We start from the raw sequence: 14,060 nt of genomic DNA on the forward strand, positions 1-14,060 counted from the left end.
CGAGCGGTAGGAAACTTTTACGCGCTGTCCATCAACTGGCGGATCTTCAGAAGTGCCTGCGCCTTCAACTGGTGAACGCGCGGCACGCTGACCTCCAGCACCTGCGCGATTTCCGTGAGATTCAGTTCCTCCACGAAATAGAGCTGGAGCACCAGCTTCAAGCGGTCGGGCAATTGCACCATTGCTTCTCCCAGCCGCGCATTGTCCTGCATTTCGCACACCAGCGCAAAAGGATCGGGCAGATCGCTGGCAAACATGTCGCTGGCATCGTCATAGGCTGCATCCATGGCAACAAGCTGCACCTCGTCGCCCATGTGCTGCGCCAGTTCGGCCGGCGTCATATCGACCAAAGCGGCGAGTTCATCGTGTCCCGGCTCGCGCCCGGCAAGCTGGGCGAACTCGCGCCGTGCTTCCTCGATCTCCCGCCGCCGCTTTACCGCACCGCGAGTGCCCGGCATCGCCTTGCGCACAAGGTCGAACATGGCCCCGCGCACGCGCAGCTTGGCATAGGCGGCGAACCCGTCCTCACCCGGCCCATCGTGGTTGCGGGCCGCTTCGGTCAGGGCGATGAAACCGGCCTGCATCAGGTCCTCGATCTCGATACCCTCGCGGCCCCTGCCGTTGATGTGCCAGGCGGCCTTGCGCACCATGGGCACGAAGCGGCGCACGCGGTCGCTCACAACATCATGGCCTGCATAGGCGGCGGCAGCGAAGGTGGATGGATCGTGTTTCATGCGGCAAGGACCTCCTCTTGGCGGGAAGCATCAGACAATTGCGGGGGAGCGGGCGGCGCAGTGCAGCCGCCGATCACGGCGATCACTTCCACCGGCTGGCTGGGGGGCAACTCTGTAATGGACAGGACAAGGCAGCCCGGAGCGCGCTGGCGCAGCAGTGCGGCCAATGCGCGGCGGGCGGGTGGCTGAACGATCAGCGCAAGACCGCGCGCAGAATGCTCGGCCATGTGCGCGGTCACGGCATCGCCGATCATCCGCGCACAGTCTGGCTCTATCACCGGCTGGCCCGTCGCCGGATCGCGCATCCCGCCCAGGATAGCGCTTTCCAGTTCAGCATCCAGCGTCAGCACGCCGAGCGCTTGCGTCGGCGGGCACACTTGGCCCACCAGCCAGCCGCCAAGGTCGGCGCGGATGTGGTCCAGCAGGGTGTCGAAGTCTTTCGTGACCTGCAGCCCCAGCGCGAGGCTGGAAAGGATCGGCACCGGGTGCGCCAGGCTGATGCCATCGGCCAGCAGCGCGCGCAGCATCCGGGTAATCGCGGCAAGCGAAAGCGGGTCCGGGTGGATGGCCTCCACAAGGCCCGGCGCGCGCTCCTTCACTGCATCCAGCAGGCTGCGAACTTCCTCCGGTCCCAGCAGCGATGACCCGCGTTCCTGCAACAACTGGTTGAGGTGGGTGGCGATCACGGTGTCGGCGGCCACGGTAAGGAAGCCCTCGGCCACGGCATGGTCGCGCTCGGCAGGGGCGATCCACAGCGCGGGGCAGCCGAAGCTGGGATCGGTAGTGGGTTGACCGGTGAGGCCGTGGTTCCGCGAGACTTCGCCGGTATCGATGGCCAGCAGGGCATCGGGACGCGCCTCGGCCCGCGCCAGTTCCACGCCGCCCAGCATGACGCGGTATGCGTTCGCCGAAAGGTCCAGCGAATCGCGGATGCGAAACTGCGGCACGACGAAACCGAAGGCTTGGCTTAGTTGCCTGCGCACCCCGGTGATGCGGGTGACGAGCGGCGCTCCCTTCCCTTCGTCCACCAGGTGGACGAGGCCATACCCCATCTCCAGCGTCACCAGCGTATGATCGCTGACATCGGAAATGGCGATTTTCTGCGGCTCATGCGGAGCTGCCTCCTCCGGCTCTGCGGCAGGCGCGTCCAGCTTCTTCCTGAGTGTGCGGTAAAGCCAGAAAGCGAGCGCGGCGGCGGGCAGGAACACCATCTGCGGCATTGCCGGAACCATCCCGATCGCTCCCAGGACCAGAGCCACCGGCAGCCAGCTTGCGGGGCTGGAGAATTGCCGCCCGATCTGGCCGACAAGGTCGCTGGCATCGGTCACGCGGGTGACGATTGCCGCAGCCGCAATGGACAACAGCAGCGCTGGCACCTGCGCCACCAGCGCATCGCCCACGGCCAGCGTGATGAACGTTTCCGCCGCCTCGCCTGCGCTCATGTCATAGCTGATCATGCCTAGACCGATGCCCGCAATGATATTCACCGCCAGGATCAGCATGGCGGCGATGGCATCGCCTTTCACGAACTTGCTGGCACCATCCATGGAGCCGTAGAAATCGGCCTCCGTAGAGACCTCCACGCGGCGGGCCTTCGCCTCTTCCGCCGTCATCAGCCCTGCGGCGATATCGGCGTCGATCGCCATCTGCTTGCCCGGCAGAGCATCCAGCGTGAACCGTGCGGAGACTTCCGACACACGGCCCGCACCCTTGGTGATCACCACCAGGTTGATGATCAGCAGGATGATGAAGACGAACAGCCCGACGGCGAAGTTGCCGCCAACAAGGAAAGCGCCGAAGCTCTCGATCACCTGCCCGGCAGCGCCCTCCCCCTCGTGCCCGTTCACCAGCACGATGCGAGTAGAGGCGACGTTTAGCGCGAGGCGCAGCAGGGTGGCGAACAGCAGGACGGTGGGAAAGGCGCTGAAATCGAGCGGCTTGGTGGCGTTCAGCGCCGCCATCAGCACGCCGATGGAAAGCGCAATGTTGAACACGAAGAATACGTCCAGCATTACCGTAGGAATGGGCAGCACCATCATGGCGATCAGCGCCAGGATACCTGCGGGCAGCGCGAGTGCGGCTGCATTGAATGGAAGTTTCGCGCTCACAGTCCAAAGGCCTCCAGCCGGGCATAGGCAGTGCGCACATGCGCCGGCGGTTCGGCTCGGGGCGCGGCGAAGCTGTGGCGCAGGGTATCGGCCATGCTCGGCATCTGCGGCGAAGGAGCGATGCGAGCGGGCATGGCGGGATAGGCAGGCGCGCCGAGGCCCGGGCCAGATGGACGCGGCAGCGGCGCGGCAGGCGGCGCGTTCGCAGACGTGGCGATCGCGCCTTCGACCCGGCCCCGGATCGCGCGCATGACCTCGGCAACCGAACGCGGCGCGCCGGACGGCTCCCGGAAAATCGCGCGGTTGGCAGCGGCGGCGCGCGGCAGCAGGGCGACGGCGGAACTGTCGGGATCGGTGGTGAGCACCGAGAGGAAGCGCGCGGCATCGCCCGCCCCCAGGAAATGCGCGAGATAGAGCTCGCTCGCATCGGGATCGCGGCCCAGCACGCCTTGCAGCGCTGCGCGGTTGTCGGTCGCCAGCGCGCCCGCCATCAGCGAACTCGCCTGCGGATCGAAGCGCAACTGCATGATCGCATCGCGCATGGCGGGGTCAGTTACGCTGGCGCGCCCGCCGCGCGTTTCGATGGCGCGGGCCATATCGCCGTAGCCCATCCTTTCGCCGTGCCGGTCCAGTGTGGCGAGCCAGGTCTGGTCGATGAACTGGTAAAGCCCGCTGGCGCTGGAGGTGCGTGCCTCGGCCCGTGGGTTCATCCCGCTCTCGATCTGCGCCTGCGCCATCAGGTAGTCGAAATCGACCCCGGTGCGCCGTGCCGCATCGGCAATCGCGTGCCGAGGGTGCGGCGCGGTGGCCGCAACTGACGTTGAAATTCGGTCGGTCATCCGCCTTTGGCTTCCTTGCCGTTTCTCTCTGCGGAGAGATCAGCAAGGGGCGTGCCACTCGGGCGGACCTACGTAGTCTTACCTATGCGCGGTAAGCCTGCGGGGCGGCATAGGTGCCAGGTGAAGCGGTCAGCGCGTCCAGCCGCGCGGCGACATTCGCAGCCAGCAGGTTGCGCACCTTGCGGTTCACCTCGTTCTTCTGCCGCGCGGCGATCACCAGCGAACGGCATTCCGCGTCCAGTCCGCCTGCATCACGCGTTTCCAGCACGGCGCATAGCGAATTCTTGTCATTGGTGGAAAGCATCAGCGCATCGATATCGAGGGCGGCAAGCGCCTGCCGCTCCGCCTCCAGCACGGCAAGCATTTGCCGCAGCTGGTCAGCCAGTTTGCCGCTGCTCATCGTGCGTCGCTCAACATATGGCGCGCGGCGATGATAGCGTCGGTGATCTGGAACGGCACCAGCGGGTAGCTCCCCTCGCGCAGGGCCTGGCGGATTTCTTGCACGCGATCCGCGTCAACCGGCGCAGCGCCAGCGCTGACTCTTGCGTCGGTCTGCACGCTCACGCCCTGGTCGACAGCGCCCTTCGCATCCTGCATGCGCACGGACGGCTTCTCACCAGCCAATTCGCGTGCAGACGGGCGAAGGGGCCCGACACCGCTCAGTTTCGATACGTCGTAGAGGGACATCGTGGTCGCTCCTGTGGTCATTTCTGAAGCGTAGAACGGCGAGAGGGGCGCGGGTTTAAGGGTTTGTTGGGAAAAACGCGCTCACCCCAGCGGTATCACCGCGCGCTGCGGTGTGCGAACCTGCGCACGGATCACCTCGCGGTTGCCTTCCGGACGGATCCGGATCCACTGGCCGATGGCTCCGTCCTCCAGCGCCTCGCCCTGCTGGCTGACGACAAAGCCGCGCCCTTCGACGATAATGGTCATCACCTGACCGCGCTCCACAACCACCTGCGGCTCTGCCCGCGCGGCGGAAGCTGGCGCAGTGGTGCTGCCGCGATTGACCGGCACGAACACCCGCCAGCCAGATCTGGACGGGCATTCCACCCGCACCATGTCCGCCCCGCGCCCATGCCAGGCGAGCGCCAGCGGATGTGGGCAGTTGGCCAGCCGAAGACGTCGGTCCACAGGGTGCTGCGCCCCGCCAGGCATGCCCATGGCAGCGCCTGTAAAGGCAGCAACCTCGGCATCGATGGCGGCAGGATCGGCAAACTGGCCCTGCTGCGCCAGCGCGCTGGCGGGAAGCAGGAGGGAGAGGATAGCAGTGGCGGTCAGGCGGTTCATGGGCCGTGGCTCCAGCGGATTGTCATTCCCCGTGGATCTGCAAGCCGCGTGCCAAGCCGGGATCGGCATCGTGGGCAAGGCGCGCGATCACCCGCGTTTCGGCGGCGGGTTGCACGATCACGCGCGGTTCCACCCCGGCAGCGATGGCCTGATCTGCAAGCGCCTCGGTCCGCTGCATGACGGCTTCGCGCTGGCCGGGCGCATAGGTGCCCAACACCGTCATCTGTTCGCCAGCAGAGATCGGATGCGAAGCCAGCAGTTCCAGCAGGGGGGGCGCATCCGGGCCATCGACGTAGATGGCAGTGGCCACGCCCTCGGCAGGTGTAACCCGATGTTCCTTCGAGGCGCCCAGCGCGCCGCCCGTCACGATAAAAAGGATCAGCGAAAGGTCGGCTAGCGGAACCAGCCACTTGCCCGAACCGTCCGCAATCATCCCGCCCGCTCCAGCGGCATGGGCGCAGGCGGGCAGCTTGGCGCGAGCTGAATGGTCAGCCAGTCGATCAGGCGGCGGCGGTCTTCCTCTTCGGCCAGCATCCGCCGCTCCAGCAATCGCGCCAGCGGGTGAAAGGCGAGATTGGCGAGCAGGAGGCCGTAAAGCGTGGTGACGATGGCCATGGCGACGCTGGCCAGCAACCGCGCGTCGCCCAATTCGCCCACCTGCATCTGCGAAAGCGAGAACAACGTGCCCGCCATGCCGAAGACGGGCGCCATTTCGGCGGCTTGCCGGATGGGGGCAAGCGCGGCCAGCCGACTGCGCTGGCGCATCTCCTGGCAATGCTCGTGCGTGGCCAGCAACGAGCGCAGCGAACGATCGTGGATCAGCGCATCGGATACGAGCGCGATCTCCCTGTCGCTGGTGTGCAGCGGATGTGCGCGAAGCAGACCGTCATGGCGAATTTCCTCTACGTCGTGGGCAATTTCGGCGCGGACCTTCTCGTAATCGAAACGCGGTTTCGCCAACGCGCCCAGCGATTGCACTGCGGCGGTTATTTCACGGCGGCCACAGGCGAGGAATGTCGCCATCAGCGTGCCGCCCAGCACGATTGCCGCCCCCGTCGCATCCCACAAAGCCCAGATTTCCATGGTCACGTGTCCTTCCTGTGAAACAAAGGACGACCGGCAAGGCAGCGGATTTAGGACGGCGCGAAATTGCCGCCTCCGGCAAGCGCTTGCCGCCTGCCAGCCATCTCCATCCGTAAAGTCCGGCGAAATGCGAAACTGGCACGCCGCTTGCTGACCAGGCCCTCGAGAGGACGGCCCGCCCGTCCGCAATGCGAGGATAACGACGATGAGCGACAGGCTTTTCGGCATTCACGGCGCGGCGCTGGAACTGCGCTCGCACCGCATGGGGCTGTTGACGTCCAACATCGCCAATGCGGCAACGCCGGGATACCAGGCCCGCGATATCGATTTCGCCTCCGCGCTGGAGGCTCGCGTGGGCGGCAGCGACCGCTCCGCCGCCATCGAGAGCGCCACCCGATACCGCGTGCCGACAATGGCCAGCATGGACGGAAACACGGTGGAACTTGCGAACGAGCAGATGGCCTTTGCCGAGAACGCCGTCGCCTATTCCGCCACGCTCACTTTCCTCAACGGCCGCGTCGAAACCGTGAAGCGCGCGCTGAAGGGAGAATAATCTTGAGCGATCCGATCAATCTCTTCCAGGTCGTGCAGCGCGGCATGTCCGCGCAGATGGTGCGCATGAACGCCGCGGCGTCCAACATCGCCAATTCCGGCACGGTGTCGGGCAGCGAGGCGGAAGCCTATCGCCCCGTGCGCACCGTGTTTCAGCAGGAATTGGATGAAGCCAGCGGCCTGTCAAGCGTGCGCGTGTCCGAGGTGCGCCAGTCCGATGTCGCCGCAATCCGCCGCCACGATCCCGATCACCCCCTCGCCGACGAGAACGGCGACGTGTGGGAAGCGGGCATCGATGAAAGCGCCGAGATGGTCGAGATCATGGAAAGCGCCCGCCAGTACCAGAACCTCGTCGAAGCCATGCAGACTGCCAAGCAGCTGATGCTCGACACCATCAGGAGCAAGTGATGAGCACGCTATCGGCAACCGCGGCGCTGCCCGCCAACATCAAGGATATCAACGGCGGCGATCCAACCATCGCTGCTGCCGCCAGCGCCAAGGCGAGCAGCATTTCCACATTGGACCAGGGCGATTTCCTGCGCTTGCTGACCGTGCAGTTGCAGCAGCAGGATCCGCTCGCGCCCGTCGATAACAAGGACATGCTGGCGCAGATAGCGCAGTTTTCCGCCCTCGCCGGCTCTGCCGAAACCAACGCCACCCTTACCGACATATCCACCAAGCTCGATGCGCTGATCGAAGCGCAGCGCGCCGCCATCCCCGCCAAATCCTGAGGAGTACCCGAGCCATGACATCCTTCTACACCTCGCTGAACGGCCTGAAGAATTCGCAGACCGATCTGGGCACCATCGCCCACAACATCGCCAACGCGGAAACCACCGGCTTCAAGAAGAGCAGCGTGGAATTTGCCGACCTTGTCGCCAACGGTTCCGCCGCCAACCCGCGCCTGTCGCAGGGGCTTGGTGCCACGGTGGCAGGCGTGAACCAGAATTTCGGCCTTGGTGCGATTGAGCAGACCGGGCGCAGCCTCGACGTTGCCGTCGACGGCGACGGCTTTTTCGCCACCCGCAATCCCGATAGCGGGCAGGTGCTGTTCACCCGCAACGGCAGCTTCCAGATCGACGGCACCGGCACCCTCACCGATTTTTCGGGCAAGGCGCTGCAGGTGTTCGAAGTCGATGCCACGGGCAACGTGGTGAACCCCGGTGCCACCGTAGATGCCGTGGTGCCCACGACGAACGCTGCCGGTGCGGACCTTGCCAGCATCACCATCCAGGGCAACGGCACGATCTATGCCGCCTACACCGATGGCGTCAGCGAGCCCGTCGCCCGCATGGCGCTGGCGAACTTCGCCGCTCCCACGGGGCTGAAGGCTGTCGGCTCCACAAATTGGGAGGCCACTGGCTTCTCTGGCGCGCCCGCGTTCGAGGCACCGGCAACGGGCCGCACCGGGCAGTTGCTGTCGGGCATGCTGGAGAAATCCAACGTCGACCTGGCAGAGGAAATGGTGGGGCTGATCACCGCCCAGCGCAATTTCCAGGCGAACGCCAAGGCCATCGATACCGCCACCCAGTTCTCGCAGACCATCATCAACCTGCGCAGCTGATCCTTCCAGCTGAGGAGCCCTTGCCATGGACCGCATGATCTACACCGCGCTGACCGGCATGGATGCGGCGATGACGCGCCAGCGCGCTGTTGCCAGCAACCTTGCCAATGCCAATACGCCGGGCTTTCGCGCCGAGACCTTCGCCACCACGCCGTGGCACCTCAAGGCCGAAAGCATGGACGTGCGCGGCTATGCGCAGGGCGCGGTGCGCGGGGCGGACCTGTCGCAGGGCGAAGTCACCCGCACTGGCCGCGCGCTGGACGTGGCGGTGAACGGCGCGGCGCTGATCGCTTTCCAAACCCCGACGGGCGAAGAAGTCTATTCCCGCCGCGGAGACATGGAAGTGGATGCGACAGGCCGCCTGATCAACGGCGAAGGCTTGCAGGCGATAGGGACAAATGGCCCGATCACCGTACCGCCCGGCTGGCGCATCAGCTTTGGCCAGGATGGCACCGTCTTTGCTGCCGATCCCGCCGCGCCCGATGCACCGGCGCAGGAAGTCGCCCGCCTCAACGTCGTCAGCCCGGCGGGCAGCGCGGTCGTCAAGGATCTCGACAACCAGCTGCGCGTGCGTGGCGGCGGCGTTTTGCCGAACGATCCCGAAGCGCAGATCGTCACTGGCGCACTGGAGGCGAGCAATGTCGATGCCTCCGGAACGCTGGTCGAAATGATCGAGGCGCAGCGCAGTTTCGAGCGGCGCGTGCAGATCATCTCCACCGCCGAACAGCTCGACCAGTCCAGCGCCAGCCTGATGTCGCTGCGCTGATTTCTGACCTGAAAGGATAAGACCCATGCCCACATCCGCACTTCACGTCGCCCGCACGGGGCTGGAGGCGCAGGACACCCGGATGCGGGTGATCGCCAACAACCTCGCCAATATCGGCACCACCGGCTTCAAGCGCGACCGCGCCAATTTCGAGACGCTCGCCTACGACGATGCCCGCGTGGCCGGACAGCGATCTACGGGCGAAACCGCCTATGCGATGGGCCTGAACCTCGGCACCGGTGTTTCCGTGCAGGGCACCACCCGCATCGACACGCAGGGCACCATGACCACCACCGGCAATTCGCTGGACCTGGCGCTGGATGGCGACGGGTTCTTCGTGGTCGAGACGCCGGGCGGGCAGACGGCCTACACCCGCGCGGGCAATTTCACGCTTTCGGCAGAGGGCCAGCTCGTCACCGCCCAAGGCTATGCCCTGCAACCCGCGATCCAGGTGCCCGAGGGCGCGCAGTCGATCTCGGTCGGGCCGGACGGCACCGTTTCCGCCATGGTGCCCGGCGATGCCGCGCCTGCGGAACTGGGCCAGATCACCATCGCCAGCTTCGTCAATCCGGCGGGCCTTCAGGCCACCGGAAACAACCTGCTGCTGGAAACGGGCGCCAGCGGCGCCGCCGAAGTGGGCGTTCCGGGCCAGAACGGGCGCGGACAGCTGCGGCAGGGAATGCTGGAAGCTTCCAACGTCAACGTGGTGGAGGAACTGGTCGAAATGATCGAGGCGCAGCGCGCCTACGAGATCAATTCCAAGATGATCAGCGCCGTCGACGAGATGCTGCGCAACGCCAACCAGACGCTGTGAGAACACCGATGAACCGCATCCTGACTTCGGGCCTGCTGGCCCTATCCCTTTCGGCCTGCGGAATGGAAGGCGGGCGGCCTGCCCCCGGTTTCTCCGCGAGCCTGCCGCTGCCCCCGCCGGTGCCCACGCCGCACAACGGCGCGATCTACCAGGCGGCGAACGGCTACGCCGCGCTGCACGAAGGCACGCGGGCGCGCCGGGTGGGCGATCTTGTCACCGTGATCCTGGTGGAAAGCGTCAGCACCAACAAGACCACCAGCGCCACGACCGGACGCAACGGCAGCGCCTCGATCACGCCGCCCAGCGCAGGTCCGCTCGATTTCCTCAACCCCGATGCCCTTAATGCCGCGTCGCAATCGTCGTTCAATGGTTCGGGCACGGCCAGCCAGCGCAGCCAATTGAACGGCGCGATCTCGGTGACGATTTCCGAGGTACGCCCCAATGGCACCGCGCTGGTGGTGGGAGAACGCAACATGCGATTGAGCCAGGGCGATGAATGGGTGCAGTTCGCAGGAATCCTGCGACTGGCCGATATCGACGTCGACAACCGCATCCTGTCCACCCGCATTGCCGATGCGCAGATCATCTACGGCGGACAGGGCGCGATCCAGCAGGCCAGCCGCCCCGGATGGCTGGGCCGCTTCTTCAACATGGTGAGCCCCTTCTGATGCGTATCCTCACTTTCCTCCTGGCAGCGCTGGCGCTGTTGGTCGCCCTGCCCGCCCATGCCGAGCGCGTGCGCGACCTAGGCACATTCGACGGCGTGCGGCCCAACCAGCTGACCGGCTACGGCATTGTGGTGGGGCTGGACGGTTCGGGCGACGACAATTTCGAATATGTGACGCAGGCCATGCGCGGCGTTTCCGGCCGGCTCGGCCTCACCTTGCCGCCGGGCGTGTCGCCGGGACTGAAGAACGCCGCTGCGGTCATCATCACCGCCGAACTGCCCGCCTTTTCCAAGCCAGGGCAGACCATCGACGTAACCGTTTCCACCATTGGCCGCGCGGATTCCCTGCGCGGCGGGTCGCTGGTGCTCTCGCCACTCTACGGCGCGGATGGGCAGGTCTATGCGATGGCGCAGGGCAATCTTGCCGTGGGCGGCCTCGGCGTTTCGGGTCGCGACGGCTCGCAGGTCACCGTCAACGTGCCCACCGTGGGCCGGATCGCCGATGGCGCGACGGTGGAGCGCAGTGTCGCCACCGGGTTCGACAGTCAGGGGGAGCTGCGCTTCAACCTGCACAACGCCGATTTCCAGACCGCCAGCCGCATGCGCGATGCCATCAATTCCCGCTTTCCCGGCTCCACCCGCGTGGTGGACGGTGTGACGCTGTCCATCGTCATGCCCTTTGGCGGCGACGCGCGCAGCGAAATGATCGCGGCGATCGAGATGATCGACGTGACTCCTGCCGAAACGCCAGCGCGCGTGATCGTGAACAGCCGCACCGGCACCGTCGTCATCAACTCCGCGGTGCGCCTGGCGCCTGCCGCGATCAGCCACGGGCGGCTGGTGGTGAGGATCGAGGAAGACCCGCGCATCATCCAGCCCGAACCGTTCAGCCGCGGAGTGTCTGCGGTGGAGCAGGCAAGCGACATCAGTCTGCAGGCCGAAGAGACGCGCCTTGCCCTTCTGCGCGGCGGGGCGAACCTTTCCGAGGTTGTCGACGCGCTCAACATGCTGGGCGTGGGCGCGGCGGACCTCGTCGTAATCCTCGAGGCGCTGAAGCAGGCGGGTGCCTTGCAGGCTGAAATGGTGATCCTGTGACCGCCATCCTGCCCACCAGCCCGATGCAGGCGGACACCGCACCGGCAACCCCGCGCGAGGACCTGCGCCAGGCGGCGCAGGCGTTCGAGGCGATCTTCGTGCGCCAGTTGCTCGCCTCCGCCCGCGCCAGCGACTTCGGCGGCGAAGACCTGTTCGGCGGCCCCGGCCTCGAGCAGTTCACGGCCATGCGGGACGAGCACTTCGCAGACATCGCATCGATGCAGGGCACGTTCGGGCTGGCGGCTTCCATCGAGCGCCAGCTTGCCGCCTTTGTCGACCAGGGTGGCGGATAGGCCATGTCCAACCTGCTCAACATCGGTAAGAGCGGCGCCATGGCCGCGCGCGCAGCGCTGGACCTGACCGCGCAGAATATCGCCAATGCCGATAGCCCGGACTATGCCCGCCGCACGTTGGCCATGGCCGAGGTTGCCAGCAAGGGCGGTATCGGCGTCGAGCCGGGCACCGCGCTTTCGGGCGTGCGGGTGGACCGGGTGCTGCGTTCGGATTCGCTGTTCCTGCAGAACGAGGCGCGCCGCACCTCGGGCGACCTTGCCCGCGCAGACGCGGAACTTGCCGGTCTGACCCACGCCGAAAGCGCGATCGAGCAGGCGGGCATCTACGGTGCGATCGTCGACTTCGAAGCCAGCCTGTCGCGTCTTGCTTCCGATCCGCTGGGCGGGGCTTTGCGCGCCGCCGTGCTGGAAGACGGGCGACGCCTGGCGGAAACATTCCACGTCGCCAGCAACGCGCTGGACGTGGCGCACGGAGATGCACGGCTGAAGACAGAGGCGGGCATCGAACAGGCGAACCTCCTTGCCGCCGAACTGGCGCGAACCAATGTCGGCATCGCCCGCGTCCAGCCCGGCACCAGCGGCATGGCCGTGCTGCACGACCAGCGCGACGCGCTGCTGCGCGACCTTGCCGAACTGACGGGCGCAAAGGCCAGTCTCGACAACCTTGGCCGCGCCACGGTGACGCTGGGCGGCGAGGCTCTGGTGCAGGGCACACAGGCCTTTACGCTGGCTGCTACCGACAGCGCCGGTGGCGGCTTGGCATTCACCGTTAATGGCAACGCCGTATCGCTAGCCTCCGGCAGCCTGCTGGGCGGATCGCAAGCGATGCAGGCCATCGGCGGGCTCCGCACGCAACTCGACGATCTTGCCGTGCAGTTGATGGACACGGTCAACACCGCGCAGGCCAATGGCGCTGCGCCCGATGGCTCTGCAGGCCAACCGTTCTTCAGCGGCACCGGCGCTGCCGACATCGCGCTGGCGCTGACCAGCGGCAGCCAGATTGCCACCGCGCCTGCGGGCTCGCCTGCGGGAAGCCGCGATATCGGAAACTTGCAGGCCCTGCGCGATGCACTGGCTGGCGGCGGTCCGGCCCAGAGCGCCGACTCTCTGCTGTTCGGCCTGTCCAGCGCCATTGCCGCGCGCTCCGTCACCCGCGAGGCACTGGGCACCATTGCCGACACCGCGCAGGTCGCGCTGTCCGGTGAGACCGGCGTCGACCTCGATCAGGAGGCGGCGAACCTGCTGCGTTACCAGCAGGCGTTCCAGGCCAATGGCCGCGTGATCCAGGCCGCTGCCGATGTGTTCGATACCATCCTTGGGATCGGCTGATGAATTCCGTCACCAACTCCACCCTCGTCTTCTACGCCCGCTCCCGCTTGCAGATGGGCGGTCTTCGCGAGGAGGCCGAAACTCTGCAGGCGCGCCTTTCGACAGGCGAACGACTGTCTCGATCGTCCGACAATCCGGTCGCCGCATCGCGCTTGCGCACGCTCCAGCGGGCCGAGCAACTGGGCAATGTCGATGCCGCCAATGCGCGCCGCGCCGGCGAGGACCTGCAGGTTACGGCAGGCAGCCTCGAATCGGTGGCGAACGACCTCGTGCGGGTGCGCGAACTCGCCGTGTGGGCCGCCACCGAGACCATCGGCGAGACCGAGCGCAAGGCCATTGCTGCGGAGATCGACGACCTGCGCCTGCGGATACTCGAAAGCGCCAACGCCCTCGATTCCAGCGGCCACGCGGTGTTCGGCGGGGAAGGCAGCGGGAAGGCCTACGAAACGGACGCTGCGGGGACGGCCACCTACATCGGCACCGCCACCAGCAGCACCATCGACCTTGGCCAAGGGCAGAGCGTAACGCGCGGCTTCACCGGGCCGGAGGTGTTCACCTTCACCGATGGCGGCACGGCGACCGACGTTTTCGCCCACCTTGCCGCCTTCGCCGCTGCCATTCGTGGCGCGGCCACCGATCCTGCCGCAGCCGCGCGCGATGCGATTAGCGGGCTGGACGAGGCGCTGGAAACCGTCACCCGCGTACAGACCGTCACCGGCGCGCGCGTGGCATGGCTGGACGTGGTGCAGGACAGGCAGGTGGACCAGTCGTTCGCCCGCTCGCAGACGATCGCCGACACCGGCGGCGTCGATTTCGCCTCCACCGTCGCCGAATTGCAGCAGCTTCTCACCGTGCTGGAGGCCAGCCAGGCCAGCTTCTCGCGCCTCGCCAACCTCAGCCTGTTCAACCAGATCTAGCCTCTTCGA

The 14,060-nt window shown here is 66.4% G+C and carries 19 protein-coding genes; 11 read left to right on the forward strand and 8 right to left on the reverse strand.

The window, feature by feature from the left end; genetic code table 11:
- Positions 1–17: 17 nt before the first annotated feature.
- From D2V07_RS10590 to D2V07_RS10625, 8 genes are all read right to left on the reverse strand, one after another.
- The gene (locus tag D2V07_RS10590) at positions 18–734 is read right to left on the reverse strand and encodes a sigma-70 family RNA polymerase sigma factor (RefSeq protein ID WP_119586958.1); all 717 of its coding nucleotides are present in this window, start codon (positions 732–734) and stop codon (positions 18–20) included.
- Positions 731–2,842, reverse strand: a complete 2,112-nt coding sequence (locus tag D2V07_RS10595) for a flagellar biosynthesis protein FlhA (protein WP_119586959.1) — start codon at positions 2,840–2,842, stop codon at positions 731–733. The genes D2V07_RS10590 and D2V07_RS10595 overlap by 4 nt, the downstream gene beginning before the upstream one ends.
- The gene (locus D2V07_RS10600; RefSeq protein WP_119586960.1) at positions 2,839–3,681 is read right to left on the reverse strand and encodes a transglycosylase SLT domain-containing protein; all 843 of its coding nucleotides are present in this window, start codon (positions 3,679–3,681) and stop codon (positions 2,839–2,841) included. The genes D2V07_RS10595 and D2V07_RS10600 overlap by 4 nt, the downstream gene beginning before the upstream one ends.
- Before the next feature lie 82 nt (positions 3,682–3,763).
- On the reverse strand, positions 3,764–4,081 hold the full coding sequence (locus tag D2V07_RS10605) for a flagellar protein FlgN (RefSeq protein WP_233548352.1): 318 nt from the start codon (positions 4,079–4,081) through the stop codon (positions 3,764–3,766).
- Positions 4,078–4,368, reverse strand: a complete 291-nt coding sequence (locus D2V07_RS10610) for a flagellar biosynthesis anti-sigma factor FlgM (RefSeq protein ID WP_233548353.1) — start codon at positions 4,366–4,368, stop codon at positions 4,078–4,080. Before D2V07_RS10610 ends, D2V07_RS10605 begins: the two co-directional genes overlap by 4 nt.
- Positions 4,369–4,449: 81 nt before the next feature.
- Positions 4,450–4,971, reverse strand: coding sequence for a flagella basal body P-ring formation protein FlgA (locus D2V07_RS10615; protein WP_158586810.1), 522 nt, complete (start codon positions 4,969–4,971; stop codon positions 4,450–4,452).
- 22 nt (positions 4,972–4,993) lie between these two features.
- On the reverse strand, positions 4,994–5,404 hold the full coding sequence (locus D2V07_RS10620; RefSeq protein ID WP_119586963.1) for a hypothetical protein: 411 nt from the start codon (positions 5,402–5,404) through the stop codon (positions 4,994–4,996).
- The gene (locus tag D2V07_RS10625) at positions 5,401–6,054 is read right to left on the reverse strand and encodes a MotA/TolQ/ExbB proton channel family protein (protein ID WP_158586811.1); all 654 of its coding nucleotides are present in this window, start codon (positions 6,052–6,054) and stop codon (positions 5,401–5,403) included. Before D2V07_RS10625 ends, D2V07_RS10620 begins: the two co-directional genes overlap by 4 nt.
- 205 nt (positions 6,055–6,259) lie before the next feature.
- Here D2V07_RS10625 and flgB point away from each other — a divergent pair, with 205 nt between their 5' ends.
- The 11 genes from flgB to D2V07_RS10680 are packed head-to-tail and all read left to right on the forward strand — an operon-like array spanning position 6,260 to position 14,051.
- Positions 6,260–6,607, forward strand: coding sequence for a flagellar basal body rod protein FlgB (gene flgB / locus D2V07_RS10630; RefSeq protein ID WP_119586965.1), 348 nt, complete (start codon positions 6,260–6,262; stop codon positions 6,605–6,607).
- Positions 6,607–7,014 carry a flagellar basal body rod protein FlgC gene (gene flgC / locus D2V07_RS10635; RefSeq protein ID WP_407641598.1) on the forward strand — a complete coding sequence of 136 codons (408 nt, stop codon included), beginning with the start codon at positions 6,607–6,609 and terminating at the stop codon, positions 7,012–7,014. Before flgB ends, flgC begins: the two co-directional genes overlap by 1 nt.
- A complete protein-coding gene (locus D2V07_RS10640) occupies positions 7,014–7,337 on the forward strand; it encodes a flagellar hook assembly protein FlgD (protein WP_119586966.1) in 324 nt (107 codons plus the stop codon). Before flgC ends, D2V07_RS10640 begins: the two co-directional genes overlap by 1 nt.
- 14 nt (positions 7,338–7,351) lie before the next feature.
- Positions 7,352–8,170 carry a flagellar hook-basal body protein gene (locus tag D2V07_RS10645; protein WP_119586967.1) on the forward strand — a complete coding sequence of 273 codons (819 nt, stop codon included), beginning with the start codon at positions 7,352–7,354 and terminating at the stop codon, positions 8,168–8,170.
- A gap of 25 nt (positions 8,171–8,195) precedes the next feature.
- Positions 8,196–8,936 (forward strand): flagellar basal body rod protein FlgF, encoded by a 741-nt coding sequence (locus D2V07_RS10650; protein ID WP_119586968.1) that lies wholly within the window; start codon positions 8,196–8,198, stop codon positions 8,934–8,936.
- A 25-nt stretch (positions 8,937–8,961) separates the two neighbouring features.
- Entirely contained in the window at positions 8,962–9,750 is a 789-nt protein-coding gene (flgG, locus tag D2V07_RS10655; RefSeq protein WP_119586969.1) for a flagellar basal-body rod protein FlgG, read from the forward strand.
- Positions 9,751–9,758: 8 nt separating this feature from the next.
- Complete coding sequence (locus D2V07_RS10660; RefSeq protein WP_119586970.1) at positions 9,759–10,418, forward strand: flagellar basal body L-ring protein FlgH; 660 nt, start codon at positions 9,759–9,761, stop codon at positions 10,416–10,418.
- Positions 10,418–11,512, forward strand: coding sequence for a flagellar basal body P-ring protein FlgI (locus tag D2V07_RS10665; RefSeq protein ID WP_233548354.1), 1,095 nt, complete (start codon positions 10,418–10,420; stop codon positions 11,510–11,512). The genes D2V07_RS10660 and D2V07_RS10665 overlap by 1 nt, the downstream gene beginning before the upstream one ends.
- On the forward strand, positions 11,509–11,805 hold the full coding sequence (locus D2V07_RS10670) for a rod-binding protein (RefSeq protein ID WP_233548355.1): 297 nt from the start codon (positions 11,509–11,511) through the stop codon (positions 11,803–11,805). Before D2V07_RS10665 ends, D2V07_RS10670 begins: the two co-directional genes overlap by 4 nt.
- A 3-nt stretch (positions 11,806–11,808) precedes the next feature.
- Positions 11,809–13,134 (forward strand): flagellar hook-associated protein FlgK, encoded by a 1,326-nt coding sequence (gene flgK / locus D2V07_RS10675; RefSeq protein WP_119586971.1) that lies wholly within the window; start codon positions 11,809–11,811, stop codon positions 13,132–13,134.
- Positions 13,134–14,051, forward strand: a complete 918-nt coding sequence (locus D2V07_RS10680) for a flagellin N-terminal helical domain-containing protein (RefSeq protein WP_119586972.1) — start codon at positions 13,134–13,136, stop codon at positions 14,049–14,051. The genes flgK and D2V07_RS10680 overlap by 1 nt, the downstream gene beginning before the upstream one ends.
- Positions 14,052–14,060: the final 9 nt, after the last annotated feature.

The sequence above is a fragment of the Aurantiacibacter zhengii genome (assembly GCF_003584125.1).
Lineage (GTDB): Bacteria > Pseudomonadota > Alphaproteobacteria > Sphingomonadales > Sphingomonadaceae > Alteraurantiacibacter > Alteraurantiacibacter zhengii.

Coding starts and splice junctions, on each gene's coding strand:
- D2V07_RS10590 (WP_119586958.1), bottom strand. CDS start 734: ATGAAACACGATCCATCCACCTTCGCTGCCGCCGCCTATGCAGGCCAT.
- D2V07_RS10600 (WP_119586960.1), bottom strand. CDS start 3,681: ATGACCGACCGAATTTCAACGTCAGTTGCGGCCACCGCGCCGCACCCT.
- D2V07_RS10605 (WP_233548352.1), bottom strand. CDS start 4,081: ATGAGCAGCGGCAAACTGGCTGACCAGCTGCGGCAAATGCTTGCCGTG.
- D2V07_RS10610 (WP_233548353.1), bottom strand. CDS start 4,368: ATGTCCCTCTACGACGTATCGAAACTGAGCGGTGTCGGGCCCCTTCGC.
- D2V07_RS10615 (WP_158586810.1), bottom strand. CDS start 4,971: ATGAACCGCCTGACCGCCACTGCTATCCTCTCCCTCCTGCTTCCCGCC.
- D2V07_RS10620 (WP_119586963.1), bottom strand. CDS start 5,404: ATGATTGCGGACGGTTCGGGCAAGTGGCTGGTTCCGCTAGCCGACCTT.
- D2V07_RS10625 (WP_158586811.1), bottom strand. CDS start 6,054: ATGGAAATCTGGGCTTTGTGGGATGCGACGGGGGCGGCAATCGTGCTG.
- flgB (WP_119586965.1), top strand. CDS start 6,260: ATGAGCGACAGGCTTTTCGGCATTCACGGCGCGGCGCTGGAACTGCGC.
- D2V07_RS10640 (WP_119586966.1), top strand. CDS start 7,014: ATGAGCACGCTATCGGCAACCGCGGCGCTGCCCGCCAACATCAAGGAT.
- D2V07_RS10645 (WP_119586967.1), top strand. CDS start 7,352: ATGACATCCTTCTACACCTCGCTGAACGGCCTGAAGAATTCGCAGACC.
- D2V07_RS10650 (WP_119586968.1), top strand. CDS start 8,196: ATGGACCGCATGATCTACACCGCGCTGACCGGCATGGATGCGGCGATG.
- flgG (WP_119586969.1), top strand. CDS start 8,962: ATGCCCACATCCGCACTTCACGTCGCCCGCACGGGGCTGGAGGCGCAG.
- D2V07_RS10660 (WP_119586970.1), top strand. CDS start 9,759: ATGAACCGCATCCTGACTTCGGGCCTGCTGGCCCTATCCCTTTCGGCC.
- D2V07_RS10665 (WP_233548354.1), top strand. CDS start 10,418: ATGCGTATCCTCACTTTCCTCCTGGCAGCGCTGGCGCTGTTGGTCGCC.
- flgK (WP_119586971.1), top strand. CDS start 11,809: ATGTCCAACCTGCTCAACATCGGTAAGAGCGGCGCCATGGCCGCGCGC.
- D2V07_RS10680 (WP_119586972.1), top strand. CDS start 13,134: ATGAATTCCGTCACCAACTCCACCCTCGTCTTCTACGCCCGCTCCCGC.